This window comes from Curtobacterium sp. MMLR14_002, assembly GCF_001864975.1.
Classification (GTDB): domain Bacteria; phylum Actinomycetota; class Actinomycetes; order Actinomycetales; family Microbacteriaceae; genus Curtobacterium; species Curtobacterium flaccumfaciens.
Window position 1 is genome coordinate 169,093 of sequence record NZ_MJGT01000061.1, and the last position, 25,968, is coordinate 195,060.

The 25,968-nt window shown below is 71.6% G+C and carries 24 protein-coding genes; 11 read left to right on the forward strand and 13 right to left on the reverse strand.

Annotation, left to right across the window (positions count from 1 at the left end; genetic code table 11):
• Positions 1-63: 63 nt before the first annotated feature.
• Positions 64-336 (reverse strand): mycoredoxin, encoded by a 273-nt coding sequence (locus BIU91_RS11670; protein ID WP_071405571.1) that lies wholly within the window; start codon positions 334-336, stop codon positions 64-66.
• 58 nt (positions 337-394) lie between these two features.
• On the opposite strand from BIU91_RS11670, the gene BIU91_RS11675 reads away from it, so the two are divergent.
• Positions 395-1,924: a CYTH domain-containing protein gene (locus BIU91_RS11675; RefSeq protein WP_071405572.1), complete on the forward strand. Its 1,530-nt coding sequence runs from the start codon at positions 395-397 to the stop codon at positions 1,922-1,924.
• 75 nt (positions 1,925-1,999) lie between these two features.
• Here the strand turns inward: BIU91_RS11675 and BIU91_RS11680 are convergent, their stop codons facing one another.
• Both BIU91_RS11680 and BIU91_RS11685 read right to left on the reverse strand, forming a co-directional pair.
• Positions 2,000-4,171 carry a S9 family peptidase gene (locus BIU91_RS11680; RefSeq protein WP_071405573.1) on the reverse strand — a complete coding sequence of 724 codons (2,172 nt, stop codon included), beginning with the start codon at positions 4,169-4,171 and terminating at the stop codon, positions 2,000-2,002.
• A 29-nt stretch (positions 4,172-4,200) separates the two neighbouring features.
• Entirely contained in the window at positions 4,201-5,400 is a 1,200-nt protein-coding gene (locus BIU91_RS11685; RefSeq protein WP_071405574.1) for a Fic family protein, read from the reverse strand.
• 174 nt (positions 5,401-5,574) lie between these two features.
• Here BIU91_RS11685 and BIU91_RS11690 point away from each other — a divergent pair, with 174 nt between their 5' ends.
• A complete protein-coding gene (locus BIU91_RS11690) occupies positions 5,575-6,774 on the forward strand; it encodes an amidohydrolase (protein WP_071405575.1) in 1,200 nt (399 codons plus the stop codon).
• A 165-nt stretch (positions 6,775-6,939) separates the two neighbouring features.
• Here BIU91_RS11690 and BIU91_RS11695 read toward each other — a convergent pair whose 3' ends face one another.
• Together BIU91_RS11695 and BIU91_RS11700 are read right to left on the reverse strand one after the other, a co-directional pair.
• Complete coding sequence (locus BIU91_RS11695; RefSeq protein WP_071405576.1) at positions 6,940-7,830, reverse strand: aminodeoxychorismate lyase; 891 nt, start codon at positions 7,828-7,830, stop codon at positions 6,940-6,942.
• Between the two features lie 19 nt (positions 7,831-7,849).
• Positions 7,850-8,200 carry a tryptophan synthase subunit alpha gene (locus BIU91_RS11700; RefSeq protein WP_027464736.1) on the reverse strand — a complete coding sequence of 117 codons (351 nt, stop codon included), beginning with the start codon at positions 8,198-8,200 and terminating at the stop codon, positions 7,850-7,852.
• A gap of 64 nt (positions 8,201-8,264) precedes the next feature.
• On the opposite strand from BIU91_RS11700, the gene BIU91_RS11705 reads away from it, so the two are divergent.
• Positions 8,265-8,789 (forward strand): 8-oxo-dGTP diphosphatase, encoded by a 525-nt coding sequence (locus tag BIU91_RS11705; protein WP_171907824.1) that lies wholly within the window; start codon positions 8,265-8,267, stop codon positions 8,787-8,789.
• A 17-nt stretch (positions 8,790-8,806) separates the two neighbouring features.
• Here the strand turns inward: BIU91_RS11705 and BIU91_RS11710 are convergent, their stop codons facing one another.
• The 3 genes from BIU91_RS11710 to BIU91_RS11720 all read right to left on the reverse strand — a co-directional run bounded on the left by BIU91_RS11710 (position 8,807) and on the right by BIU91_RS11720 (position 12,330).
• A complete protein-coding gene (locus BIU91_RS11710) occupies positions 8,807-9,094 on the reverse strand; it encodes a hypothetical protein (RefSeq protein ID WP_027464737.1) in 288 nt (95 codons plus the stop codon).
• Between the two features lie 16 nt (positions 9,095-9,110).
• A complete protein-coding gene (locus BIU91_RS11715) occupies positions 9,111-10,412 on the reverse strand; it encodes an ABC transporter permease (protein ID WP_071405578.1) in 1,302 nt (433 codons plus the stop codon).
• Positions 10,413-10,641: 229 nt separating this feature from the next.
• Entirely contained in the window at positions 10,642-12,330 is a 1,689-nt protein-coding gene (locus tag BIU91_RS11720) for a sodium:proton antiporter (protein ID WP_027464738.1), read from the reverse strand.
• 115 nt (positions 12,331-12,445) lie between these two features.
• Here BIU91_RS11720 and BIU91_RS11725 point away from each other — a divergent pair, with 115 nt between their 5' ends.
• The 3 genes from BIU91_RS11725 (at position 12,446) to BIU91_RS11735 (ending at position 15,933) form a co-directional block, all read left to right on the forward strand.
• A complete protein-coding gene (locus BIU91_RS11725) occupies positions 12,446-13,702 on the forward strand; it encodes an inorganic phosphate transporter (RefSeq protein ID WP_035807670.1) in 1,257 nt (418 codons plus the stop codon).
• Positions 13,702-13,998, forward strand: a complete 297-nt coding sequence (locus BIU91_RS11730; protein WP_027464739.1) for a hypothetical protein — start codon at positions 13,702-13,704, stop codon at positions 13,996-13,998. Before BIU91_RS11725 ends, BIU91_RS11730 begins: the two co-directional genes overlap by 1 nt.
• Positions 13,999-14,472: 474 nt before the next feature.
• A complete protein-coding gene (locus tag BIU91_RS11735; protein ID WP_253183742.1) occupies positions 14,473-15,933 on the forward strand; it encodes an aspartate ammonia-lyase in 1,461 nt (486 codons plus the stop codon).
• Between the two features lie 23 nt (positions 15,934-15,956).
• Here BIU91_RS11735 and BIU91_RS11740 read toward each other — a convergent pair whose 3' ends face one another.
• On the reverse strand, positions 15,957-17,042 hold the full coding sequence (locus BIU91_RS11740) for a YihY/virulence factor BrkB family protein (RefSeq protein WP_071405580.1): 1,086 nt from the start codon (positions 17,040-17,042) through the stop codon (positions 15,957-15,959).
• Positions 17,043-17,233: 191 nt separating this feature from the next.
• Entirely contained in the window at positions 17,234-18,553 is a 1,320-nt protein-coding gene (locus BIU91_RS11745; RefSeq protein ID WP_084741172.1) for an MFS transporter, read from the reverse strand.
• 69 nt (positions 18,554-18,622) lie between these two features.
• Between BIU91_RS11745 and BIU91_RS11750 the strand changes: the two genes are divergently transcribed.
• The 3 genes from BIU91_RS11750 (at position 18,623) to BIU91_RS11760 (ending at position 22,152) form a co-directional block, all read left to right on the forward strand.
• Entirely contained in the window at positions 18,623-18,994 is a 372-nt protein-coding gene (locus BIU91_RS11750) for an FKBP-type peptidyl-prolyl cis-trans isomerase (protein ID WP_017885942.1), read from the forward strand.
• Positions 18,994-19,830: an aldo/keto reductase gene (locus tag BIU91_RS11755; protein WP_027464743.1), complete on the forward strand. Its 837-nt coding sequence runs from the start codon at positions 18,994-18,996 to the stop codon at positions 19,828-19,830. Before BIU91_RS11750 ends, BIU91_RS11755 begins: the two co-directional genes overlap by 1 nt.
• Before the next feature lie 78 nt (positions 19,831-19,908).
• Positions 19,909-22,152, forward strand: coding sequence for an ATP-binding domain-containing protein (locus BIU91_RS11760; protein WP_253183743.1), 2,244 nt, complete (start codon positions 19,909-19,911; stop codon positions 22,150-22,152).
• A gap of 150 nt (positions 22,153-22,302) precedes the next feature.
• On the opposite strand, the gene BIU91_RS11765 is transcribed toward BIU91_RS11760, so the two are convergent.
• From BIU91_RS11765 to BIU91_RS11775, 3 genes are read right to left on the reverse strand one after another with little or no spacing between them, the layout of a single operon-like run.
• Entirely contained in the window at positions 22,303-22,572 is a 270-nt protein-coding gene (locus BIU91_RS11765) for a protealysin inhibitor emfourin (protein WP_071405582.1), read from the reverse strand.
• A gap of 29 nt (positions 22,573-22,601) precedes the next feature.
• Entirely contained in the window at positions 22,602-23,651 is a 1,050-nt protein-coding gene (locus BIU91_RS11770) for a M4 family metallopeptidase (protein ID WP_071405583.1), read from the reverse strand.
• Positions 23,652-23,709: 58 nt separating this feature from the next.
• Positions 23,710-24,786, reverse strand: coding sequence for a glycoside hydrolase family 6 protein (locus BIU91_RS11775; protein ID WP_139196550.1), 1,077 nt, complete (start codon positions 24,784-24,786; stop codon positions 23,710-23,712).
• Positions 24,787-24,968: 182 nt separating this feature from the next.
• On the opposite strand from BIU91_RS11775, the gene BIU91_RS11780 reads away from it, so the two are divergent.
• A complete protein-coding gene (locus BIU91_RS11780; protein ID WP_084741173.1) occupies positions 24,969-25,418 on the forward strand; it encodes a VanZ family protein in 450 nt (149 codons plus the stop codon).
• 100 nt (positions 25,419-25,518) lie between these two features.
• Positions 25,519-25,788 carry a 30S ribosomal protein S15 gene (rpsO, locus tag BIU91_RS11785; RefSeq protein WP_017885935.1) on the forward strand — a complete coding sequence of 90 codons (270 nt, stop codon included), beginning with the start codon at positions 25,519-25,521 and terminating at the stop codon, positions 25,786-25,788.
• Positions 25,789-25,968 lie beyond the last annotated feature (180 nt).

Genomic DNA, 25,968 nt, shown 5'->3' on the forward strand with positions numbered 1-25,968 from the left:
CTCTGAACCGCGTCATGCGCGTGTTCGGAGTGCGAACACCGGTGTCTTGCGAGGAGGACCCGCTCAGATGCGGGACTGCACCTCGGCCAGGGACGGGTTCGTCGCCGTCGAGCCGTCGGGGAACACGAGCGTCGGCACGGTCTGGTTGCCGCCGTTGACCTCGGCGACGAGCTCGGCGGTGCCCGGGGTCTGCTCGATGTCGACCTCGGTGAAGGGCACCCCGGCCTTCGACATCTGGTTCTTCAGGCGGGCGCAGTAGCCGCACCACGTGGTGGTGAACATCGTGACGCCGCCGGCTTCGGGCGTGAACTGCTCGCGGGTGATCGTGTCGCTCATCCCTGCAGGCTAACCCCGGGTGCGGGGAAACCCCGCAGTGCCTGGTAGACAAGAGCGTGTGAGCCACACGCACCTCGAGATCGAGCGCACCTACGACCTGCCCGAGGGCGGTGCCCTCCCCGACCTCGTCGGCGCGGGCGGCATCCTCCGCACCGAGCACCAGGAGCCGTTCGAACTGGACGCGACCTACTGGGACACCGAGCGGTACGACCTGGTGGCCGCGCGGGTGACCGTCCGCCGTCGCACGGGCGGCCCCGACGCCGGCTGGCACATCAAGCGCTCGGAGTCGGACACGGTCCGCCACGAGCAGCAGTTCCCCCTGACCGACGACGCCGACACGGTGCCCGACGAGGTCCTCGCCGCGCTCTTCACGGAGCGTCGTGGCCGCGGGCTGCGTCCCGTCGTCCGGATCACGACCACCCGCACCGTCACCCGACTGCTCGACGAGGACGGCGACCAGATCGCTGAGCTCGCCGACGACCAGGTCACCGCCCAGCGTCTCGACGACGATGCTCCGGAGACCCCGCGCACCTGGCGCGAGGTCGAGGTCGAGACCGTCGACGGCGTCGACCCGCAGATCGCCCACGAGCTGTTCGCGGCCCTTGACGGACGCTTCGCGGCCGTCGGCGCCGGCCCGGCCGCCGTCGCGTCCAAGCTGGCACGCGGGCTGGCAGGAGCACCGGCACCGCGCCTCCAGACCGAGGAGAAGCCGGCCAAGGGCACGACCGCACGCATCCTGGCGAAGCGGGTGCGCAAGCTGCGCGTCGCGCTGCTCGGCCAGGAGGCCCGGCTCCGCTCCGGCGACACGGCCGACCTCCGGCAGGCGGCCGACACCACCCTCGAGATCGCCGCGATCCTGGGCGCCTACCGCCCGGCGTTCCCCGACGGCGAGGCCGTCGACCGCGCCGCCGAGGCGGCGGACGGCCTGGCGGGCGTCACCGCGCGTGCGGCGCTGGCCGAGTACCTGATCGACCGGCTGCCGCGGGCGTCGTCGCCGGCGCAGGACGACCTGGTCGACGCGATGACCCGCGAGCGCATCCTCGCCTCGACCCGGGAACGTCGCGACCAGGCGGTGCGGGACGTCGTCGCGTTCCTGCACGGCGAGCCGTTCCTCGAGCTGCTCGACGCCCTCGACGACGCGGCCGAGCGACCGGCTCCGACGGCGTGGTCGCTCCGCGCACCGAAGCAGGTCGCACAGGACGTCGGCGCCGACGTGAAGCCGCGCGTGCGCGAACTCGTCCGGGCCGCCGTCGCCGACGACACCTCGGACACCGCTGCCGAGCGCGAGGCCGCCGACCGGACCACCACCGAGGCCGCGTGGCAGGAGACGATGCGCGCCCGGATGGCGATGGACGTCCTCGGCGACGACGCGTTCCCGCACGCGCTGTGGAAGCGGATCGGCACCGCCGCCGACGTGCTGACCGAACGGGTGCGGTCCCTGCACGCCCTCGACATCCTTCGGGCGAACGCGGCGATCGCCGAGCGTGGAGGTGAGGGCACCTTCGGGTACGGGGTGCTCGCGGGGGACCGGGTGCGCCTGGCCGAGGAGTCCTACGACGAGGCGGTGCACGCGCTCAACCGCGTGTGAGCGCTTGGTGAGCAGAAGAGGTCGGGTCCCGCGTTCGGACCCGACCTCTTCTGCTCACGAAGCGCGTGGCGTTGCTCAGCCCGCGGCGATCGGGTTGGCGGTGGCCGCGGCGGGCGTCTCGTCGGCGAGCCCGAGCACGTCGAGCAGCCAGGCGAGTTCGAACGCCCGCTCCTTCCACGACGCGTAGCGACCGCTGACACCACCGTGGCCGGCGGACATCTCGGTCTTCAGCAGCACCGGCGCGCCGACCTCGCGGAGCTTCGCGGTCCACTTCGCGGGCTCGACGTACAGCACGCGGGTGTCGTTGATCGAGGTCACGGCGAGGATCTGCGGGTACTGCACGTCGTCGCGGACGTTCTCGTACGGGGTGTACTCGCTCATGTAGCGGTAGACGTCGGCGTCGTGCAGCGGGTCGCCCCACTCGTCCCACTCGATGACGGTGAGGGGCAGGTCCGGGTCGAGGATGCTCGTCAGGGCGTCGACGAACGGCACGGCGGCCAGGATGCCGGCGAACCGCTCGGGTGCGAGGTTGGCGACCGCACCCATCAGGAGCCCGCCCGCGCTGCCACCCTCGGCCACGAGGCGGTCGGCGCTCGTGCGGCCGGACTCGATCAGGTGCTCGGCGACCGCGACGAAGTCGGTGAAGGTGTTCTTCTTCGTCAGGGTCTTGCCGTTCTCGTACCAGTGCCGGCCGAGCTCACCACCACCACGGACGTGCGCGACGGCGAAGACGACACCGCGGTCGAGCATCGACAGGCGCATGACGCTGAAGCCGGGGTCGATCGAGTGCTCGTACGAGCCGTAGCCGTAGAGGTGCAGCGGTGCCGGGGTACCGTCCTCGACGGCGTCACGACGCCAGACGAGCGAGATCGGCACACGGGTGCCGTCCGACGCGGTCGCCCAGTCGCGTTCCTGCACGTAGTCGGCCGGGTCGTAGCCGCCGAGCACGGGCTGGCGCTTCAAGACGGTGACCTCGCCGGTGGCCAGGTCGAGGTCGCTGACCTCGGAGGGGGTCACGAACGACGTGTACCCGATGCGGAGCGTCGGCTGCTCCCACTCCGGGTTGCCGCCGAGCCCCGCCGAGAACAGTGCTTCGTCGAAGGGGACCTCGTGCGCGTCGCCGTAGCCGTCGCCCTCGATCGGGATGATCGCGACGCGGGGCAGTGCCTCGGAGCGGTACTCCAGGGCGAGGTGTCCGGCGAAGGCGTCGACCGACTCGATGCGGCGTTCGGTGTGGTGCGCCACGACGACGCGGCGGTCACGCTCGGACGTCGGGTCGTCGGCGGGGACGTCGACGAGCTCGAAGTTCTCGGCGCCGTCGTTGTGCAGCACCAGGAACCGGTCGCTGCCGCCGACGATGGCGTGCTCGATCTCGTACTCGACACCCTCGCGCCGGGGCCAGACGACCTGGAACTCACCGGTCGGGTCCGCGGCGTCGAGGACGTGCGCCTCGGACGTGATCTTCGAGCCGAGCTCGATGACGATGTACTGCGACGAACGGGTGACACCGACACCGACCCAGTAGCGGTCGTCGGGCTCCTCGAACACCAGGACGTCCTCGGACGCCGCGGTGCCGACCGTGTGGCGCCAGATCTTGTCCGGACGCCACGACTCGTCGACCGTGGGGTAGAAGACGTAGCGCCCGGCCGGGTCGAACGTGGCGCCGGCGCCCGTGTTCGGGATGGCGTCGCCGAGGTCGGTCCCCGAGGCCAGGTCGCGCACGTGCAGGGTGTACCGCTCGTCACCCTCGACGTCGATGCCGTAGACCAGGCGGGTGCCGTCGTCGCTGATGTCGTAGGTGCCGAGGGAGAAGAACTCGTGGCCGTCGGCCAGGGCGTTGCCGTCGAGGACCACCTGCTCGCCGGGGAGTGTCGACTCGCCCTCGACGACGGCGGGCGGCGTCCAGTCGTCGGGGCCGGCGACGGGCACGCGGCAGTGCACGCCGTACTGGCTGCCCTCGGCGGTGCGGGTGAAGTACCACCAGTCGCCCATGCGGACCGGCACGGAGAGGTCGGTCTCCTGCACGCGGCTCTTCACCTCGGCGAAGATGCGGTCCCGCAGCGGCGCGAGGTGCGCGGTCGCGGCGTCGGTGTGGGCGTTCTCGGCTTCGAGGTACGCCAGGGTGTCGGGGGATTCCTTGTCCCGCAGCCACTCGTAGTCGTCGACGAAGTCGATGCCGTGGTGGGTCCGTGTCACGGGCCGCTTGGCGGCGCTGGGCGGGGTGGATGCGGTGTGCTCGTTGCTCACCGTCCCACCCTATTCGCCCGCACCCCCGGTCAGGCCGCCGTGCGCTCGCGCCCGCCCACCGCCGCCTGCACCCGCTGCTCGAACGCCTCGAGCTCGTCGACCACGGCCGGTGCGACCCACGCCCGGTCTCGGAGACGATCGGTGACCGGACGGAGCACTCCCGCCAGCACCAGATCGTGCGTGACGCGCTCGACCTCGTCGGTGGTGAGCAGGGTGTCCAGGTGCGCTTCGGTCAGGACGGGGTCGTCGGCGAGCGCACGGCCGACGACGGCGTGCGGGCCCGAGGCACAGGGGCCGACGGACCGATCGGCGTCGTGCTCGGCGAGCAGCAGGGCGCTCAGGGTCGCCTCATCACAGACCGTCCCGATCGCGAGGGCCAGGTCGACCACGAACCCGGTGACCTTGCCGTCGCGGTACTGCTCGAGGTGCCGGAAGTACCGCCGCCGATCCGCCGCGAGCGCGGTGGCCACCGGTGCCGTGACCGTGGTCGTCACCCCGCGAAACCGGAGCACGGCACCGATCAGCGCGCGCCCGATCCGACCGTTGCCGTCGGTGAACGGGTGGATCGACTCGAACTGCGCGTGGGCGATCGCGGCCTGGGCGATCGGGTGCAGGTCCACGCGGTGCACGAACGCGAACAGGTCGGCCATCAGCGGTGCCACGAGCTCGGGCGGTGGTGGCACGTACACGGCGTCGCGGGGCGTGGCGCCGCCGCCGATCCAGTTCTGCACGTCGCGGTACCGGCCGGCGTACCGTCCGTCCACCGGGTCGTCGCGCATCAGCAGGTGGTGCGCCTCGAGCAGGGAGGCCTCGGTGACGGTGCCCGAGTCCGCTCCGGACACCAGGTGCTCGACGGCGCCGCCGGCACGGACGACCGCGGTGGCACCGGCGTTCGCCCGGATGCCGACGAGGGCCCGTGCCAGGTCGTCGATCGACGCGGACTCGTCCTCGATCCGCGACGACGCCACGGCTTCGGTCCGGCCGAGCACGGACCCGAGCGGCGCGAGCCGGGAGCCGTGGTGGACGTCGAGGGCGCGCAGGGCCGTGGCACTCCGGTCGAGCAGCGCGACGGTGTCGTCGTCGGGCGTCCACCGAGCCCTCGCGATGGACGGGGGCAGCGACACCTGCACGGTGGTCACCAGCCGGTCGTCACGGCACCCGCGGACGGTGCTCCGCCACGGTCGCTCGCTGCGTTCGTGCGTGGGCCAGGTGTCGCTCCGGTGTGCCATCCCGCGACGGTAGAGCCACCCGGACGCTCGACGCCAGGAATCGGTATTTCGCCCGCTCGCCGCCTGCCGCCGCGGGCCCGCCCCGCGCCGCCGCCCGACCCCCCCCGGCCCCGCCGCGCGCGCCCCTGCGACGGCGCCCGCCCGCGCACCGCGCCCCCGCGTACCGTTGGTGCCATGAGCAACTCCTTCGCGATCACCGGTGCCCACGTCGTCCCCGTCTCCGCTCCAGCCTTCGACGGCGGCGCGGTCGTCGTCGAGGACGGCCGGATCACCGCGATCGGTCCGGACGTCTCCCCGCCCGAGGGGATGCCCGTGGTCGACGCCACCGGTTCGTGGCTGGTGCCCGGCTTCGTCGAGGCGCACGGCCACGTCGGCATCCACGAGGAGGCCAACGGCGAGGCCGGCAACGACACGAACGAGATGACCGCCCCGAACATGGCCGGCGTCCGGGCGATCGACGCGATCGACATCGACGACGAGGGCTTCCGGGACGCGCTCGCCGGCGGGATCACGAGCATCGTCGTCAAGCCCGGCTCCGGCAACCCGATCGGCGGGCAGAGCGTCGCCATCAAGACCTGGGGCGGCCGGACGATCGACGAGCAGCTCATCTCCGACTCGGTGAGTGTGAAGAGCGCCCTCGGCGAGAACCCGAAGCGCGTCTACGGCGGCAAGGGTCAGACGCCCTCGACCCGGCTCGGCGTCGCGAAGATCATCCGCGACGCCTTCGTGGAGGCGCAGAACTACAAGGCCGCCCGTGACGCCGCCGCCGCGAAGGACGAGCCGTTCGCCCGCGACCTGACGAAGGAGACGCTCGTCCGGGTGCTCGACGGCGAGCTCGTCTGGGACCAGCACACCCACCGCCACGACGACATCGCCACCGCGATCCGCCTGTCCGAGGAGTTCGGCTACCGCCTCGTCGTGAACCACGGCACCGAGGCGCACAAGATCGCCGACGTGCTGGCCGCCAAGGACATCCCGGTCATCTACGGCCCGCTCTTCACCAGCCGGTCGAAGGTCGAGCTCCGCGACCGCGGCATCCCGAACCTCGCCACGATCGCGGCAGCCGGGGTCCGGGTCGCGATCACGACGGACGCGCCGGTCGTGCCGATCAACATGCTCGTCGACCAGGCGACCGCCGCCGTGAAGGAGGGCCTGCCCGCCCAGACCGCACTCGAGGCCCTCACCGTCAACCCGGCCGAGTTCCTCGGGTTCGGGGACCGCGTCGGTCGCCTGGCCGAGGGCTACGACGCCGACCTCGTGCTCTGGGACGGCGACCCGCTCGACGCGACCAGCCGCGCGACGCGCGTCTGGATCGACGGCAAGCCCGTCTTCGCGTGGGCCGACGGAGCCGGCGTCACCACGCCGCGCTGGTAGCGAGCACGACACGGACTGGAGGCGCGGTGCCAGCTGGCACCGCGCCTCCAGTCCGTCGTGGACCCACGTCATTTCGCGGTGCGCGACACCTCACGCGCGCGCCGCCCCGTGACGTGTCGCTCAGCGCGAAATACGCGCGGCACATGCGCCGGGGGCGCCGCGTGCTCAGACCTCGCGCGCCAGCAGGAAGTCGTTGATGCGCGTCGTGAGCTCGGCGTCGATCGGACGCACGTCGCCGTTCACCGAACGGATCGGCGCAGCCTGCCGCACGCTCGACACGAGCCAGAGCGCGTCCGCCGCCGCCAGGTCGGCGAGCGTGACGAGTTCGTAGGCGGTCTCGATGCCCTCCTGCTCAGCGAAGCGGAACACGTCGGCCTGCGTCGTGCCGGCCAGGATCCCGATGTCGGTGCGGGGCGTGACGAGCCGGTCGCCGACCTTCATGATGAGGTTGGCGCGCGTGCCCTCGAGCACGTAGCCGTCGCTCGAGACGAACAGGGCGTCGTCGGCGCCGCGGCGGACGGCCTCGCGCAGGGCGGCCATGTTGACGCCGTACGACAGCGTCTTCGCGCCCTGCAGCAGCCACGGCGAGGTGCGCTCGACGTCGTGCCGGTACCCGCGGTCCAGGACGACGACGGAGATGCCCTCGGTGCGGGCGGCCGTGGAGTCGCCCGACGGCGCGGCGTAGACCCACCCGGTCGGGCGGTCGGTGCCCTCGACGCCGCGGGTCAGGACGGTCTTGGCGAAGGCCTCGCGCACCGGGTCGAGGCGGGCGCAGACGGCCTCGATGGCCTGGCGCCAGGCCTCCGGGTCGGGAGCGGGCAGGTCGAGCATCGCGGCGGAGCGGCCGAAGCGGGCGAGATGCGCCTCGAGGGCCTGGGGCCGACCGTCGATCACCGTGATCGTCTCGAACACGCCGTCGCCGCGCGTGACGCCGAGGTCCTGCACCTGCACGTGCTCCTCGAGCGGCTTCGCCCAGGTGAAGGCGTCGGCCGCGGGGTCGTGCGGCGCGGCGTCGCGGGAGGGCTGGTTGAGGACGGCGAGCACGGTTTCGGTCATGCGTCCATCCAACCGCAGCTCAGCCGGCTTCGGGCAGCGCGCCCAGCAGCTTCCACACGGCGGGCGTCAGCTCGGGGTGCTGCAGCGCGATCCGGCGCAGCCGGTGGTACTCCTCGCCCAGCCGGGTGCCCTGCCCGGACGCCGGGTGGCTCGACCACTGCGCGTGCCGCTTGCCGATCGCCTCGTCCAGGTCGACGGCGTCCGCGCGCAGGATCAGCACGACCTGCTCGTCGACGGTGGGGAGCGTCGGCATGAACTCCCATGGGTCCTCGCCCTGACGGCTCCGGTGCTCGACGAGCATCGAGATCTCCTCGGCGGCCTCGGCGCGCAGCACTTCGAGGCTGCGCCCGGTCCTGCGGGGCTCAGCCATGGTGCCCCCGCAGCACGCCTGCCATGGGAAAAGCGTACGACACTCCATCGGTCACACTGGACGCGTGACCCTTCGCGACGAGAGCAAGTCCCAGCATCCCCGGGTGGTGGTCGTGTACCTGCTGCGCGACGGCGAGGCAGGCCCCGAGGTGCTGCTGGGGGAGAAGCGCCGTGGCCTCGGCACGGGCCGTCTGGTCGGCCCCGGCGGCAAGCGCGAGCCCGGCGAGTCGGCGGTCGAGACCGCCGTGCGCGAGGTGCGTGAAGAGGTCGGCCTGCGGCTCGACGCGGTCGACCTGGAGGCCCGTGGCACGTTGGACTACCGGTTCCCGTACCGACCGTCCTGGTCCCAGGTCTCGGACGTCTTCGTCTGCCGCCGCTGGCAGGGAGACCCGTCGGGCTCCGACGAACTGGAGCCGCGGTGGATCCCGGTCGACACCGTGCCCTACGACGCGATGTGGGACGACGCCCGCTACTGGTTGCCGGGGGTGCTCGCGGGCGGCAACGTCCGGGCGCGGTTCACGTTCGCCGAGGACGACGCGACGGTCGCCGGGTTCACCGGGACGGGCGTCGGTGTGGGCGTGGGTGACTAGCTGCTTGCTGCTTGCTGCTAGCGCGGCTGCTGGGTGCGGGTGCTGCCGGTGCGCGCTTCCTCGGCGGCGGCCATGACGTCGGCGTCGCCGCTCCGGCCACCCAGGGGCCGCACGAAGAAGTCGATGATGCCGACGACGATCGCGCCGATCATCGAGAACATCGCCCACCCGACGAACAGCCCGGCGGTGCCGCGGCCGTCGGCGGGCGCGAGCAGGACGCTCGCGGCGTAGAAGCCGACCGTCAGCACGAGGAACACGACGACGACGGTGATGAGGACGCGGTGCCAGGTGATGCGCGGGTTCATCCGATCAGGATACGCGTCAACGGTCGGCGTGCTTGCCGTGCGGAGCCGCCGCCGGTCGCGGTTCCTTCCGGTTCGCGGGGCGCTGCACGGCGATGCGACCGGTCGGCGTCGCATCCGGCTCGAGGCCGTCGCGACCGCCGGTGAAGACGTCACCACCGGTGCGGTCGTCCTCCCAGTCGTCGTCCCGCAGCACGCTCAGGGTGCCGGTCTCGGTGGAGGTCAGGCCGTGGCGCTCGAGCTCGGCGTCGCGCTGCCCGCCGAGGAACTCGCGGTTGGCGGTGTTGGCGTCCTGGAACATCGTGGTCCGGCCGGTGACGATCGCCCGGATCCGTCGGCGCTCCCACCACTTCTTGCCGAAGTACATCAGCACCAGGCCGGCCGTGGCGTAGCAGGCCATCGTGATCAGGCCGCGAGCCGGGCCGGGGCCGACGCCGTAGACCTGGTGCTTGATCATGTCGACCATGCTCGAGCCGACGACGACGTTGTTCAGCCAGGCGAAGGGCTCGGGCATGAACCACTTCGGGTAGGCGCCGCCGGACGACGGCATGGACAGGAAGACGAAGCAGATCATCGCGGGTGCGGCGATGAACCGGCCGACGAAGTAGCTCAGGCCGTTCACCGCCAGGCCGATCGCCACGATCCAGCCCCAGGCGATGAGCACGAGCTGGATCCAGTGCCCGTGGATGGCGCCGAGCACGGGCCCGGCGAGGGTGTTCGTGATGAGCGAGATGACCAGGCCGCCGACCACGATGACCGTCATCCGGGTGCGGTGCCGGAGCGGGCCGCCCATGATGCCGATGAACATCGCGACCATGTAGCCGCCGATGCACCACGCGAGCATGACGTACATCGCGACGGTGCCGTACTCGTCCCAGGCGGGCAGGGGTGCGAGCTCGGTGACCTTCGGGGTTGCCACGCCCAGGCCGGTCAGCACCGCGGTGAGGGTGGCCGGGACGAGGCTCGCGACCTGGAACTGGTGCGCGCTCGCCTTGAAGAACTCGTTCGCAGCGGGGTCGTACGCGACCGCCATGGAGCCGCCCACAACGTCGCGCTTCGCCTGCGCGAGCGAGTCGTACGTGTGGAACACGAACTCGCCCGGCAACGCCTGCTGCACCGCCTGCACGAACGCCGGGTCGCTGCCGATCAGGGCGATCGGGACGTCGTGCGGGTGCGGGGCGTGGAACGCGAAGACGTAGCACAGGCAGAACCCGACGATGAAGAACAGCGGCATCCAGAGCTGCAGGCCGATCAGCTGCAGCGACGGGTGCAGGGTCGAGTACCACCGGCGGTAGGCGCCGTGCTGCTGGGGCGCGGGCACCCGAGCCTGTCGCCGGGGTCCCGAACGCGTGTGCCCGGCGACCTTGCCGCCACGGCGCGGCTTGGTCCCACGTGCGGAGGGACGGGTCCCGCGCGGCTTCGGTGGCGTGGGACGAGAACCGCCGGGGCGCTCCGGTCCGTCGTCGTTCCTGGGGACGTCGTTCCGCGGCGTGCTCACTCGGCGCTCTGCTCCTGCTCTCGATCGGAGCGCCAGGATACGCCCGGGGTGCTCAGGAGCGACTGCGCGACGCCTGCGCCGAGTCCATCGCGAGTTCTTCCGCGTCGAGGGTCACGAGCACGCGGCGCATGACCTCCTCGTCGAGGTTCCCCTTCTCCCGCTCCTCGAGCACGATCTCGCGGCGACGGTCGAGGAGCTCGCGGCGGATGTCCTGGATCTGCGAGCCACGGAGGCGCAGTGCGACGTTCCGCCCCTCGTCCTCTTCTTCCTCGGCGTCCTGACGGAACGTCTCGGCCTGACGCTCGAGTCGCGCCTTCAGCCGGTTCACCACCGAGTCGACGGCTTCCGAGCCGTACTGCTTCGCCCACGCCGGACGCCGCTTCTCGAGCAGCTCGATCGCGGCCTCGGTCGTGCGCTGGTTGAGTCGCATCTCGCTGCGCACGTCCTCCTCGCCCTCGGCCGGGTCCTGCACCTTGAGCGCGCGGATGACGAACGGCAGGGTGAGTCCCTGCAGCAGCAGGGTCCCGACGGTGACGAAGAAGGCGATGATGAAGATGGTGTCCTGCGCCGGGATCTGCGTCGGGCTCGCCACGACCGACACGGCTGCGGCCAGGGTCACCACGCCGCGCATGCCCGTCCACGAGATGACGGTGAGCTCCCGCCAGTTGAGCTTCGGCTCCGCGGAACCGCGCATCCAGCGCAGCGACGGGTGCCCGCGGGACAGCTTGATCCGCAGCGGCCGGAGCCACTTCCCGTTGAACCGGTTGCGCGCGTAGGACTCGAACACGAACAGCGGCCGCACCAGGATCACCACCGCGAGCACGACGGCCGCGGCGGTGAGCGTCTGCCCGAGGCTCCGCTCGCTCTCGACCAGGTCCTGCACGACGGTGTTGAGCTGCAGGCCGATGAGCGCGAACACGAAGCCCTCGAGGATGACGTCGATGCTCGTCCAGAGCGGGCGCTCCTGCAGGCGGGTGGCGTAGCCCTCCTTCGGCGAGTTGTAGCCGATGTACAGGCCGGCCGTGACGACCGCGATGACCCCGGAGCCGGACAGGTCCTCGGCGAGGATGTAGGCGACGAAGGGCAGCAGGATGCTCATGATCGTCTCGACCACGGGGTCGTTGATGCGCATCCGGATCCAGTGCACGACGACGCCGAGGACGATGCCGACGACCAGACCGACGCCGATCGCCAGGCCGAAGATGCCGAGGTCCTGCCAGATCGTCAGCGACGTGCCCGCGATGATGAGCGTGAACACCCGCACCAGGGTCAGCGAGGCCGCGTCGTTGATCAGGCTCTCGCCGGACAGCACGGTCATGACACGGCGGGGGAGTCCGAGCTTCCGGCCGATCGCGGCGGCGGACACCGCGTCCGGCGGGGCGACGATCGCGCCGAGCAGGATCGCCGCGGGCAGCGTCATGTCGGGGATGAGCAGGTACGCCACCCCGCCGACGACCAGGGCGGTGACGATCACCAGGAAGATGCCGAGCCGTCGGATCTGCTTGATCGAGCCGCGGAAGCTCTGCCACGACACGTCGAGGGCCGCCGAGTAGAGCAGCGGCGGCAGGATCACCGTGAGGATGACCTCGGAGTCGATCTCCATGGGCGGCAGCCCGGGCAGGAACGAGGCGGCCAGGGCGACCGCCGTGACGAGCAGCGGAGCGGGGAGTCCCTTGGCCCGGGCGAACCCCGTCACCGCGAGCGATCCGATCAGCAGGATGAGGAGCTCAGCGGTGTCCATGGACGCATTCTCCCATCGGCATGGTTCCGAAGCTGAACGAGTGTGAAGCTGCGGTGAACAACAGGTTGCCGATCAGGTTTGCTCGAAGGGCCGACGCCTGGGACACTTGCCCGCGGTGGACATCACACTCATAGTCGTCCTGGTCATCGCGTTGGCCCTCTTCTTCGACTTCACAAACGGTTTTCACGACACCGCCAACGCGATGGCGACCCCGATCGCGACCGGCGCCATGAAGCCCAAGGTGGCGGTCACCGTCGCTGCGGTGCTCAACCTGGTCGGTGCGTTCCTCAGCACCGCCGTGGCGACGTCGATCTCGCACGGGTTGATCAACGAGGGGCCCGGTGGCGTCGCCATCAGCCCCGAGATGATCTTCGCGGGCCTGATCGGGGCAGTCGTCTGGAACATGATCACGTGGCTCCGCGGGCTGCCGTCGTCGTCGTCGCACGCGCTGTTCGGCGGGCTCATCGGTGCCGCGATCGTCGGTGCCGGGTTCCAGTCGGTCAACTACGTCGCGCTGCTGACGGTGGTGATCATCCCGGCGTTCGCCTCGCCCGTGATCGCCGCGCTCGTGTCGTTCCTGTCGACGCGCATCGCGTACCGGATCACGAAGCGTCCGGTGTTCCCGAACGAGCGCGGCGGGTTCCGCATCGGGCAGGTCTTCACCAGCTCGATGGTGTCCCTGGCGCACGGCACCAACGACGCGCAGAAGACGATGGGTGTCATCACGCTGACCCTCATCGCCTCGGGCGCGCAGTCGTCGAACCAGGGCGTGCAGTTCTGGGTCGTCGTCGCCTGTGCCCTCGCGATCGCCCTCGGTACCTACACGGGCGGTTGGCGCATCATCCGCACCCTCGGCTCGGGCATCACCGAGATCCGTGCGACGCAGGGCTTCGCCGCCGAGGCCTCGACCGCCGCGACGATCCTCGCCTCCAGCCACCTCGGCTTCGCGCTGTCGACCACGCAGGTGTCCTCGGGCTCCATCATCGGCGCCGGGCTCGGCCGCCGCGGCTCGAAGATCCAGTGGTCGACCGCCGGCAAGATCGTCATCGCCTGGTTCATCACCCTGCCCGCGGCTGCCGCGGTCGGTGCGGTCGCCTCGGGCATCGCCCGCCTCGGCGTCATCGGGCTCGTGCTCGACGCCGTGATCGGTGCCGTCGTCATCCTCGGCCTGTACCTGTGGTCGCTCCGCAAGCCGCACGAGCAGGCCTCCGCGATCGAGGTCGACGTCGCCGCGAACGCGGTCCTGACCCGCAAGGAGCTGCGTGACATGCAGCGCAAGAAGCGTGCCGACGCGGTCGCCCAGCGTCGCGCCGAACTGAGCCGCGAGCGCACGCTCCGTCGCATGGCGGCCCGCAAGGGAGGCCGTCGCTGATGGGCATCGACTGGTTCGCATTCCTCACCGTGGCGCTCGTCGCCGTGGTCTCGTCGTGCTTCGTCGTCGCCGTGTACTCGGTCGGCCTCCGTCTCTGGAGCGCCGCCGACACCCGCGAAGGCAAGTTCACCGTGAAGGACGACGGCACGATCGGCCCGGCCACCGCCGGCTTCCCGAACCCGGCTGGAGCCTCGGCGGCCGCACGCGCACTCCGCGCCGCGGCCATCGCGTGCTTCGTCGTGTGCGGCGCCGTCGTGCTCTACGGCATCTACCTCATCGTCCCGCAGTTCCACTGACGGGCACGCTCACCGAGCGTGCAGAAGACGCCGGGTCGCCCCTCGCGACCCGGCGTCTTCTGCTCACTCGTCGCGCGTTCGCCGCGCCCGCTCGCGCGGGCGGCGCACTTCGTGAGCAGAAGATGTCGGGTCCCCGTCCGTGACTCGACCTCTTCTGCTCACGAAGTGCGCGGGCGGTCGGACGGAAGGCCCGTGGCGGCCTGGCACCGGGCCTCCCGGCCGTCGCGGGCGAGCGGGCGAAATGCCGCCGTGCGTGGCTGAAGCGACCACTCCATTCCGCCCGCTCGCGCGGGCGGCGCGCTTGGTGAGCAGAAGATGTCGCGTCCCGCAGCGCGACCCGACATCTTCTGCTCACGAAGCGACGGGAGGCCCGAGGCGGGCACGCCGCCCGCTCCGCCCAGCCCCGGCGCGTTCCCGGACCGGCCGGACGGACGGGACTAGCCTCGACGTGTGACCGGCAACGAGGAGGCACCTGTGACGACGACGACGCGGACCGAGAGCGACTCGCTGGGATCACGGGAGGTCCCGAACGACGCGTACTGGGGCATCAACACGTTGCGGGCACTGGAGAACTTCCCGATCACCTCCGTGCCGATCGCCGTGTACCCGGACCTCATCGAGGCGCTCGTCACCGTGAAGCAGGCGGCCGCGCGGGCGAACCGGGCGATCGGTGTCCTCGACGAGGAGCGCGCCGACGCGATCGACCGTGCAGCGCAGGAAGTCCGCGACGGAGCACTCCGCGAGCAGTTCGTCGTCGACGTCGTGCAGGGCGGCGCGGGGACGAGCACGAACATGAACACGAACGAGGTGCTCGCGAACCGGGCTCTCGAACTCCTCGGGCGAGAGCGGGGCGACTACGCGTACCTGCACCCGATCGACCACGTGAACCGCAGCCAGTCCACGAACGACACGTACCCGACGAGCATCAAGATCGCGATGATCTTCGGGGTCCGACGTCTGATCGTGCAGCTCGAAGAACTGTCGGCGGCGTTCGCCGAGCGGGGCCGCGCCTTCGCCGACGTGCTGAAGGTGGGCCGGACGCAGCTGCAGGACGCCGTGCCGATGACCCTCGGGCAGGAGTTCACCGGCTTCTCGCACACGATCCAGGAGGACGCGGACCTGCTCGGCAAGGTGATGCCGCTGCTCGCCGAGATGAACCTCGGCGCGACGGCGATCGGCACCGGGATCACCGCGGACCCGCTCTACCGCGACGAGGTCCGCCGGCAGCTGCAGGAGGCGAGCGGCATCGACGTTGTCACCGCCCCCGACCTCATCGAGGCGACGAGCGACGCCGGTGCGTTCATGACCCTGTCCGGCACCGTGAAGCGGAGCGCCGCGAAGCTCTCGAAGATCTGCAACGACCTGCGGCTGCTGTCGTCCGGTCCGCAGGCGGGCCTCGGCGAGATCACCCTGCCGGCTCGCCAGGCCGGCTCGTCGATCATGCCGGGCAAGGTCAACCCGGTGATCCCCGAGGTCGTGAACCAGATCGCCTACGCGGTCGCGGGGGCGGACACCACCGTGACGATGGCGGCGGAGAGCGGACAGCTGCAGCTCAACGCCTTCGAGCCGATCATCGCCCACTCGATCCTGCAGTCGCTGCAGTGGATGTCCCGCGGCTGCGCGACCCTGCGTGAGCACTGCGTCGTCGGCATCGAGGCGAACGAGGCGAAGCTCGCGGCCCAGGTGGACACGAACGTCGGCGTCGTCACCGCGCTGACGCCGTACATCGGGTACGCGGCGGCTGCGTCGATCGCGCACACGGCGCTGACCACCTCGACGCCGATCTCGACGCTCGTCGTGGCCGCGGGCCTGATGGAGGAGGACCAGGTCATGCGCGTGCTCAGCCCGGCACGGCTGTCGGGCATCGAGCTGGCGACGGGTGCGATCCCGATCATCACCGAGGAGATGCTGGACGCCGAGGCGCGCAAGCGCTGACGCGGGGCGTCGGCGCACGCCCGTCAGGGCAGCGGCCGCTCGCCCACCCGCACCTGCTGCGCCATCGCCCGCAGGTGCTCCTCGTTCGGGGTCAGCTCGGCGTCCTCTTCCTCGGCCACCCGCGCGGCCTCGGCCCGCACGTGCTGCGCGGCCGCGATGTCCTGGTCCCGCCAGCGCGCGAGCGTGAAGTTCCGCGTGACGTCGCGCAGCGGCAGCCGGATCGACTCGTCCGCCTCGATGCCGGCGAGCAGCTGCCGCATCCGGATCACCTCGGAGTCGAGCTCCCCGCCGACCACGAGCACGAAGTTCGAGATGTACAGGTACACGAGCAGCAGGATCGCGCCACCGAGCCACCCGTACGCGCGGTTCCCGCCGCCGACGGTCTCCACGTAGAGGGCGAACCCCACCGTGGCGATGGCCCAGGTCACGATCGCGAACGCGGCACCGGCCGACACCCACCGCAGCTGCGGGGTCTTCACGTTCGGCGTCGCGTAGTAGAGCACCGCCACCATCACGACGAGGTCGGCGGCCAGCACGGGCCACTTCACCACGTTCCACACGTCGTCGATCCAGGGCGCCCAGCCGAGCTGGCGGATCACCGCCTCGGAGATCGTCGGCGTGCCGAGCAGGATGACGATGGCGACGGCACCGCCGACCATGACGAGCAGCGTGACGAGGAGCATCATGCTGCGGAACTTCCAGATCCGCCGGCCCTCCTCGACCTCGTAGGCGGTGTTCATCGCCCGTCCGAACGCCGTCGCGTAGCCGGACAGTGACCAGAGCGTCAGCACGACGCCGATCGTGAACCCGAGCCACGGGTTGTCCAGGGTCAGCAGCTGCCGGAGCGGCCCCTCGAGGTGCTCGGCGGTCTCCGGCCGGACGATGAACCCGAGGACCTCCACGATGTCGGTCAGGCTGTCGCCCTTGCGGTCGACGATGGACAGCGCCGACACGACCGCCAGCGCGGTCGGGAACACCGTCAGCAGCGCGAAGAACGTCAGCGACGCGGCCGCGTCGACGACGCGGTGCCGGATGACCGAGTGGTAGGTGCGCCGGACGACGGCGCGGACTCCCGTCCGCTGGAGGTCGCGCGATGCGCTGTCCGGCATGTGTCGTACGGTACCCGACACGTGACGGCCGGGAGGCCCGTGGCGGGCCCGCCCCGCGCCTCCCGTCCGCCTGTTGGTCGCGTCGCGAGCTCCTGCAAGACACCGGTGTTCACGCTCCGCACCGCGGGACGCGGGTGTTCGACGTGCGAACACCGGTGTCTTGCGGACCCGCACTCGACCGCGGCCCGCGGTCAGTTGGCGTGGGGGTGCAGGGCGTCGTAGCGGCGGAACGACGGGACCATCCGGAGGAGCAGCGCGACGAGGCCGATGATCAGCACGCCGCCGATGACCGGCGGGTACGCGATGCCGGCCGCGACGACCAGGCCGGCGTACAGGTCACCGAGCCGCGGGCCGCCCGTGACGACGACGATGAAGATGCCCTGCAGCCGACCGCGCATGCCGTCCGGCGACGCCGCCTGCAGGATCGTGTTCCGGAACACCGAGCTGACGTTGTCCGCACCGCCGGCCATGGCCAGGAACAGCGCCGCGAGCCCGAGCGCCGGCAGGATCTCGACGCCGAACGCCTCACCAGAGCGGCCGCCGAGCACGTGCGCCAGCGCGATGACCACACCGAACGCCGCGATCGCCCCGCCGTACGCCGTGATGGCCCAGCCGACGGCCTCACCCTGGCGTCGGACGTGCCCGAGCGGCCCGGAGAACACGCTCGACAGCAGCGCTCCGATCGCGTACGCGGCGGTCAGGGTGCCGACCGTGATCGACCCGCCGCCGATGACGAGCGCGCCGATCGCGGGGAACAGCACGCGCGGCTGCCCGAAGGTCATCGCGATGATGTCGAGCACGAAGGTCATCGTGATGTTGCGCGACCGCCGCAGGAACTTCGCGCCCTCGATGAGCGATCCGAGCCCCGGCCGCAGTGCGTCGTGGTCGGCGGCCATCCGGGGCAGCGTGAACACCCCGAGGAACGCGAACGTGAACAGCACGACGTCGATCGTGTACGTCGGCGCGAACCCGACGGTCGCGATGAGCACGCCGGCGATCGCCGGACCCACGGTGACCTGGAACCCGGACGCGATCCCGCCCAGGGCGCTCGCCGCGGGCAGCAGGTCGGTGCCGACGAGCCGCGGGACGATGGCCGAGCGGGAGGCGTTGCTGACGGTGGCGGCCACGGCGTTCACCGTCGCGAGCACGTAGAGCAGTGCGACGCTGTGCAGGTCGAGCCAGGCGTGCGTGGCGATCAGTGCGACGGCGACCCACGCGATGATCGACGACACGAGCGCAACGAGGCGTCGGTCGAAGGCGTCCGCGAGCATGCCGCCGTACAGGCCGGCGACGATCATCGGCACGAGCGCGATGACACCCACCAGGGCCACGGCGAAGGTCGAGCGGGTGATCTCGTAGACCTCGAGCCCGACGGCGACCGTGGTCATCTGGGTACCGATGCCGGCGATCGCGGTTCCGGCCCAGAGTCGGGCGAAGGCAGGGGAGCGGCGGAGCGGGGTGAGGTCGGCGAGCAGGCGGCGGCGCGGCGGTGCGGGAGTCGATGGTGTCACGGTGGAACCATTCTGCGGGCTGGATGCTCGTTGCGCGTGCCCGGTGCGCGCTCTGGTTGACTGATCGGCATGACTGACCTGAACAGCAAGCCCGAGTTCGACGCCCCCGAGGGCCCCGCCCCCACCGAGCTCGTCGTCACCGACATCGTCGAGGGTTCCGGCGAGGAAGCGTCCGCCGGCTCGACCGTCAAGGTCCACTACGCCGGCGTCGAGTACGAGACCGGCGAGGAGTTCGACAGCTCCTGGAACCGCGGCGAGCCCATCGACTTCCCGCTCGCGGCCCTGGTGCGCGGCTGGCAGGAGGGCATCCCCGGCATGAAGGTCGGCGGACGCCGCAAGCTCGTCGTCCCGCCGGAGCTCGCCTACGGCCCCGCCGGTGGTGGCCACTTCCTGTCCGGCAAGACCCTCATCTTCGTGATCGACCTGCTCGGGGTCCGCTGATGCAGGTCGGTGCCCCGACGATCGAGCTGAACGACGGCCACCGGTTCCCGGAGCTCGGCCTCGGCACCTACGGCCTGAACGGCGACGAGGGCGCGGCGGCGGTCGGTACCGCGATCGCGAGCGGCTACCGGCTGCTCGACACGGCGCTGAACTACGGCAACGAGGACGCCGTCGGCAAGGCGGTCCGTGAGTCCGAGGTGGCGCGCGAGGACCTCGTCGTCACGTCGAAGCTGCCCGGCCGGCACCACGGCTACGACGAGGCGCACCGTTCGATCGACGAGACCCTCGGCAACCTGGGGCTCGACCACGTCGACCTGTACCTGATCCACTGGCCGAACCCGTCCGTGGACAAGTTCGTCGACACCTGGAAGGCGTTCGTCGACCTCCGTGACAGCGGCAAGGTCCGCTCGATCGGCGTCTCGAACTTCACGCCCGAGCACCTGCGCCGGATCGTCGACGCCACCGGGGTCGCCCCGGCCGTCAACCAGGTGGAGCTGCACCCGTACTTCCCCCAGGCGGAACTGCGGAAGGTGCACCAGGAGCTCGGCATCGTGACCGAGAGCTGGAGCCCGCTCGCGAAGCGGTCGGAACTGCTCACCGAGCAGCCGATCGTCGACGCCGCCGCGGCGCACGGTGTCGCCCCCGGCCAGGTCGTGCTGCGCTGGCACGTCCAGCTCGGTGCCGTGCCGGTGCCGAAGTCGGGCGACGCAGCCCGCCAGAAGGAGAACCTCGACGTCTTCGGCTTCGAGCTGACCGACGACGAGGTGCAGGCGATCTCCGCGCTCGAGCGCGGTCGTCTGTGGGACGGCGACCCGGACACGCACGAAGAGATGTGACTCCGACGCGACCCTTCGGGGACAGCGGGGCTCCCGGTGGGCAGTACACTGGTTCCCCCTCTTCCCGAAGGGTTGCGTGTGTCCGAACCGACCGAGATCGACCGTGAACGCGGCTACGTCGACGGCCTCTTCCGTCGTCTCGACGAGCTGACCGCCGAGGCCGAACAGCGCCTCGCCGAGACCCGCCGACAGGCGGTCGGCGGGAACCACCAGAGCCGCAGCGAGCGCGACGCGTACGCGCGGCTCTACGAGGACACCGTCGCGACGCTCGAGCGGGTGGGGGACCGTCTGGTCTTCGGCCGGCTCGAGGTCGCCGAGCCCGACAACCCCGACGACACCTTCCGGTACATCGGCCGGGTGGGGCTGCGCGACGCCGAGCACCGGCCGCTGCTGCTCGACTGGCGCGTCCCCGGTGCGAGCGCCTTCTACCAGGCCACCGCGGCGCACCCGATGGGCATGCGCTCCCGCCGGCACCTGTCCCTGCAGGGCCGTCGCGTGGTCGGCGTCGAGGACGAGGTGTTCGACGCCTCGCTCTACGACGACGAGCGCACCCACCTGCAGGGCGAGGGGGCGCTGCTCGCCGCCGTGACCGCCGAGCGCACCGGCCGGATGACCGACATCGTCGCGACGATCCAGGGCGAGCAGGACCGCATCATCCGCTCCCCGCTCGAGGGCGTGCTCATCGTGCAGGGCGGCCCCGGCACCGGCAAGACCGCCGTGGCGCTGCACCGCGCGGCCTACCTGCTCTACTCGTACCGCGAGCGGCTGCGGGGCTCCGGCGTGCTCATGGTCGGCCCGTCGCCGGCGTTCCTGACGTACATCGAGCAGGTGCTCCCGTCGCTCGGCGAGACCGGTGTCGTGATGGCGTCGCTCGGTTCGCTCTACCCGGGCGTGCACGCGACGACGCACGACACCCGCGACGTCGCCGCCGTCAAGGGCGCGGCGCAGATGGCGTCACTGCTGCGCCGGGCCGTGCGCTCGCGCCAGGTCGTGCCGACCGAATCGGTCACGCTCGACATCGAGGGCGAGCGGCTCGTCGTGCCGCCGCAGCTCGTCGCCGACGCCATGAAGCGTGCGCAGGACCGCGGCAAGCCGCACAACGCCGCCCGCGTCACGTTCAACAAGACCGCCCTCGACGCGATGACCCGCCTGCTCGCCGAGCAGCTGCGGGAGCGCGGCACCACGGTGGACGAGGCCGACGAGAAGGTCCTGCGCGAGGACATCCGGAGTTCGTACGACGCCCGCGTGCTGCTCAACACCGCGTGGTTGCCGCTGCCGCCCGAGAAGTTCCTCGAGGACCTCTACGCCCGGCCGAACTGGCTCGCCTCGCTCACCCCCGACTGGACCCCGGAGCGCCGCGCCCTGCTGCAGCGCGCCCGCGGCACGGCCTGGACCGTCGAGGACGTCCCCCTGCTCGACGAGGCCGCCGAACTGCTCGGCCCGTTCGACCCGACCGGCGGCGCCGCCAAGCGCGCGGCGAAGGCCAGCCGGAACCGCGACATCGAGAACGCCCGCCAGGCCATCGAGAACATGGGCGTCGAGGGCATCGTCAGCGCCGAGCAGGTCGCCGGCTCGTTCGCCGAGGGCGGCGACCCCCGCTCCACCGCCGAGCGCGCCGCCGACGACCGCGAGTGGACCTACGGGCACATCGTCGTCGACGAGGCGCAGGAGCTCTCGCCGATGCAGTGGCGCGTGCTCGCCCGCCGCAACCCGCTGCGCTCGTTCACGATCGTCGGCGACATGGCGCAGGGTTCATCGCCGGGTGCCGCGCGCACCTGGGACGACGTCATCGGGGCGCTCGCGCGTCGCCGACGCGGCCGTGCGCCGCAGGTGCCGCTCGACCACCGCATCGCGCAGCTCACGGTCAACTACCGCACCCCGCGCTCCATCGTGGAGGCCGCCGGGGCCTTCGCCGACAGTGCCGGCCTCACGGTCACCCGCAACGAGGCCGTTCGAGACGGTGACCCCGTCGAGCGCGTCCGCGTCGCCCGGGCCGACCTGCTCGACACCGTCGTGGCGGTCGCCGACGCCGAGCGTGCCCGGATCGGCTCCGGCACCATCGGCGTCATCGTCCCCGAGGCCCAGGTCGACACGGTCCGGCAGCGGCTCGCCCGCACCGAGGCGGACGTCCGGGGCCTCGCCTCGCCGAACGCCGGCTCGCTCACGGTGCTGACGGGTGCGGACGCCAAGGGTCTGGAGTTCGACGGCGTGCTGCTCGTCGACCCGGACGGCGTGGGTGCCGACGCCGCCCGCGCCGCCGCCGCGGTGTACGTCGCGATGACGCGTCCGACACGTCGCCTGACGGTCATCGACGTCGACTGACGGTCGCGCGCGTGTCCCCGCGCACTTCGTGAGCAGGAACGGTCGGGTCCGTCGGTCCCACGCGACCGTTCCTACACACGATCGGTGGGTGGTGGCGTCCCCGCGGGGCGGACGGGAGGCCCGGTGCGGGCCCGCCACGGGCCTCCCGGCTCAGGTCGGGTCGCCCTCGGACCGCACCCGCGCGACCAGGTCGGCCCACGGGCCGTCGAGGCGGCGACCCGGGATCGTCACGGTGGTGCGCTCGACGGTGATCGTCCAGCTGAAGTCGTCGGGGACGGGCGCAGCCGTCGGTGCCGGGGTACGCCGCAGCGCGTCGACGACGTCGGACCACGCCGTGGGGTCGCTGCTCGTGTCGGTGTCGACCCGCCAGCGCCGTGTGGTGCCGGCGAAGCCCCCGGAGCGGCGGACCTCGATGCGCATGGCCCCGACGGTACGCCCGGGTGGCCTGCTCAGTCGAGCACGCCCACCTGCTGCCAGGCCTGACGGACCGCGGTCTGCTCGGCGGAACCGTCCCCGAACCGCCGTCCGGCCGCGTCGACGGTGACGGTGGCGAAGCCGGCGAAGTCGATCGAGGCGGTCACCTCGGCCGACGTCAGGGCGTCCCACCAGACGGCGCCGGCACCCAGCCACGCGGGGCCGCCGATGGCCGTGGCCGCCAGGAAGAACGCGTGGTTCGGGATGCCGGAGTTCGTGTGGACCCCGCCCGCGTCGTCGGTGGTGACGACGAAACCGGCCATGGTCGCCGGCTGCGGGTCCTTCCCGAGCACCGGGTCGTCGTACGCGGTGCCGGGGGCCCGCATCGATCGGAGCGCGTCGCCCTGCACGGCGTCGGTGAACAGCCCCTCGCCGATGAGCCAGCTCGCCTGCTCCGCCGTCTGCCCCGCCGCGTACTGGGCGACCAGGGAACCGAAGACGTCGCTGATCGACTCGTTGAGGGCACCAGACTGGCCCTGGTAGGTCAGGTCGGCGGTGTACTGCGTGACGCCGTGCGCGAGCTCGTGGCCGATGACGTCGAGCGCGACGGTGAAGCGGCGGAACACCTCGTCGTCGCCGTCGCCGAACACCATCCGGTTGCCGTCCCAGTAGGCGTTGTCGTAGTCCTGGCCGAAGTGCACGGTCGCGTCGAGGGGGAGTCCGGCGCCGTCGATCGACACCCGGTCGAACACCTCGAGCCAGAAGGCGTGCGTGGCGCCGAGGCCCGCGTACGCCTCGTCGGCCGCGGCGTCACCGGAGTCGGCGTCGCCCTCGCGCCGGACGACGGTGCCGGGCAGCGCCGTGGTGCCGTGCGCGTCGGCGATCGTCCGCTGCGGGGAGCGGTCGACCGCACCGCTGACGCCGCGCGGTGCGACCAGGTGCGCGTGCTTCGGTGCCTGCACGGCGTCGAGCGAGGCCAGTGCGGTGCGTGCCGCCGAGGCCGCCCGGGGGAACGCCTGGGCATCGGCGACGGCGCGGAGCAGGTAGGGCGGGACGACGGAGCGGATGCGGTCGGTCGCGGTCATGCGCACATGCAACCACCGGGCACCGACACGGCCCTGCGCGGGCCGTCTTGCGGTGTGGTCAGTCGCGCTTGCGGTGCTCGACGAGGGCCAGTGCGTACGACTCCCACCACTGGCCGGCCGCGGGGCCGCCGTTGCAGGTGCCGTCGCTGAGCCCCGGCGTCTTCACCCAGAGCAGGGCGTCGAGCCGGGTGCTGCCGCCGGTGACGTGCGGCTCCTGGCCGAGGCCGGCACCCTCGGGGTTGCACCAGGTGCCCCGCCACCCCTGCCCGTTGCGGGAGACGTCGATGACGAAGTGCGGGTCGCCGCCGATCGCGTCGGCGAGCTCGTCGGCGTACGCGCGCTCCTGGTCGACGCGGTAGAAGTTCGACACGTTCGTGAAGAAGCCCTGCACCTCGTCGATGCCGGCCTGCCGCAGCCAGTCCGCCATGGTGGCGGTCGGCACGCGGTTCTCGTTGCCGCCGTCCAGGTACACGGTGAGCCCGTGGCCGGTGAGCGCGTCGACGGCCTTCCGCAGCAGGGGCAGGCGTTCGTCGCGCAGCCGCTCGCAGTTCTGGATCTGGGCGATCGAGTCGGGTTCGACGAGCACGACCGCGTGCGAACCGGCCATCGCCCGGACGGCGGACCGGACCCACGGCAGGTACGCGTCGTCCTCGGTGCCGCCCTTCGAGTAGCTGCCGCAGTCACGGTCCGGGATGTTGTAGAGGACGAACACGGGGGTGCCACGGCGTTGCTCGGCCGTGCTGACCACCGACCGGATCGTCGAGCGGGTCTCGGCCCGCGAGGTGTTCGTCAGCCACGTCGCGATCGGCTGGTCGGCGATCACCGCGATCTGCTCGGCGGTCTGGGTGTCACCGTCGGCACGGGCCTGGCGCTCGCGGAGGCCGGCCTGGTTCACGGCGGTCGGCTGGCGCGCGAGCCCGCCCGGGAACGCCTCGGCCGCGGACTTCCGCTCGGCGACGCTGCGGCCGCTCGGGGTACGGTCACCGTCCGGCTGGCCGCCGTTCCACGGGCCGACGACCACGAGGGTCGTGACGACCGCGGCGACGACGACGGCTGCAGCGGCGATCCACCCCCACTGCCGCAGGCCGCCGGTGCGGTTGCGGCGTGGGGTGCTGGGTGCCTCGTGCTCCGGCATGCTGCGGTGCTCCTGATCTGACCGTGCGGTGTCGGTGGTGCGGGCGCCGATCGCGCCCGGACCCATGCTGACAGGTGCGGGGGAGTCCTGACCAGCGCCGATCCGCGATCGCCCAGGTGTCGCACCGACGGCTGACAGGAGCGCTCCAGCGACCGCGCAGGACCGTGCAGCACACTGTGCGGATGTTCCGTCGACTCCTCCTCCTCGCCCTGACCGCGGGCTACGCCTGGGTGATCTGGCGGATGACGCTGACCCCGCAGGTCTTCACCTCGGCCCAGAACTCCCTCGTGCTGCACGCGATCGCCTGGGTGCAGCAGCTGCCGCACGGTGCCTGGTTCACGTACGAGCGCACCGAGTTCCTCGCCAACATCGCGATGTTCGTGCCCGTGGGGATGCTCGCGGCGCTGTGGTTGCCCCGTCGCTGGTGGATCCTCGGCGCGCTCGTCGCGGTCGCGCTGTCCACGGGCATCGAGTTCGCGCAGGCCACCTACCTGCCCTACCGCGTCGCGGACCCGCGCGACGTGCTGTCGAACGGCCTCGGCGGACTGCTCGGCGCAACGCTGGTCGGACTCGTCCGCAGCCTGCTGCCGGAGCGTCGCCGCCGACGCCGTCTGCACCCCAGGACCGCCTAGGACTCTGGTAGTCTTGTGCGGTTGCCGTCGAACGGCCGCGGACAAAGAGCGCTCGTGCATCAGGCACGGGCACCGCGCAACGGACAGGAAGGGGATCACCATGGCACTTGACGCACAGGTCAAGCAGGAGATCATCGAAGAGTACGCGACCCACCCGGGCGACACCGGATCCCCCGAGGTCCAGGTCGCCGTTCTGACGCGTCGTATCAACGACCTGAACGAGCACCTCAAGGAGCACAAGCACGACCACCACTCGCGTCGTGGCCTGCTCCTCATGGTCGGTCAGCGTCGCCGTCTCCTCGGCTACCTCTCCGACGTCGACATCGCCCGCTACCGCACGCTCATCGAGCGCCTCGGCCTGCGTCGCTAGTCGACCGACACACGCTTGACCGAACGCCCCGGTCCTCTTCGTGAGGACCGGGGCGTTCTTCGTTCCGCGGGGCGTTCGACGCTCGGCGGGGCCCCGCTCAGTCCGCATTCCGTCCTCGGTCGGTCACGACACCTCGCCCGCGCTCGTCCCGCGGTCACGACTCGTCGGCCACCGCGGTCT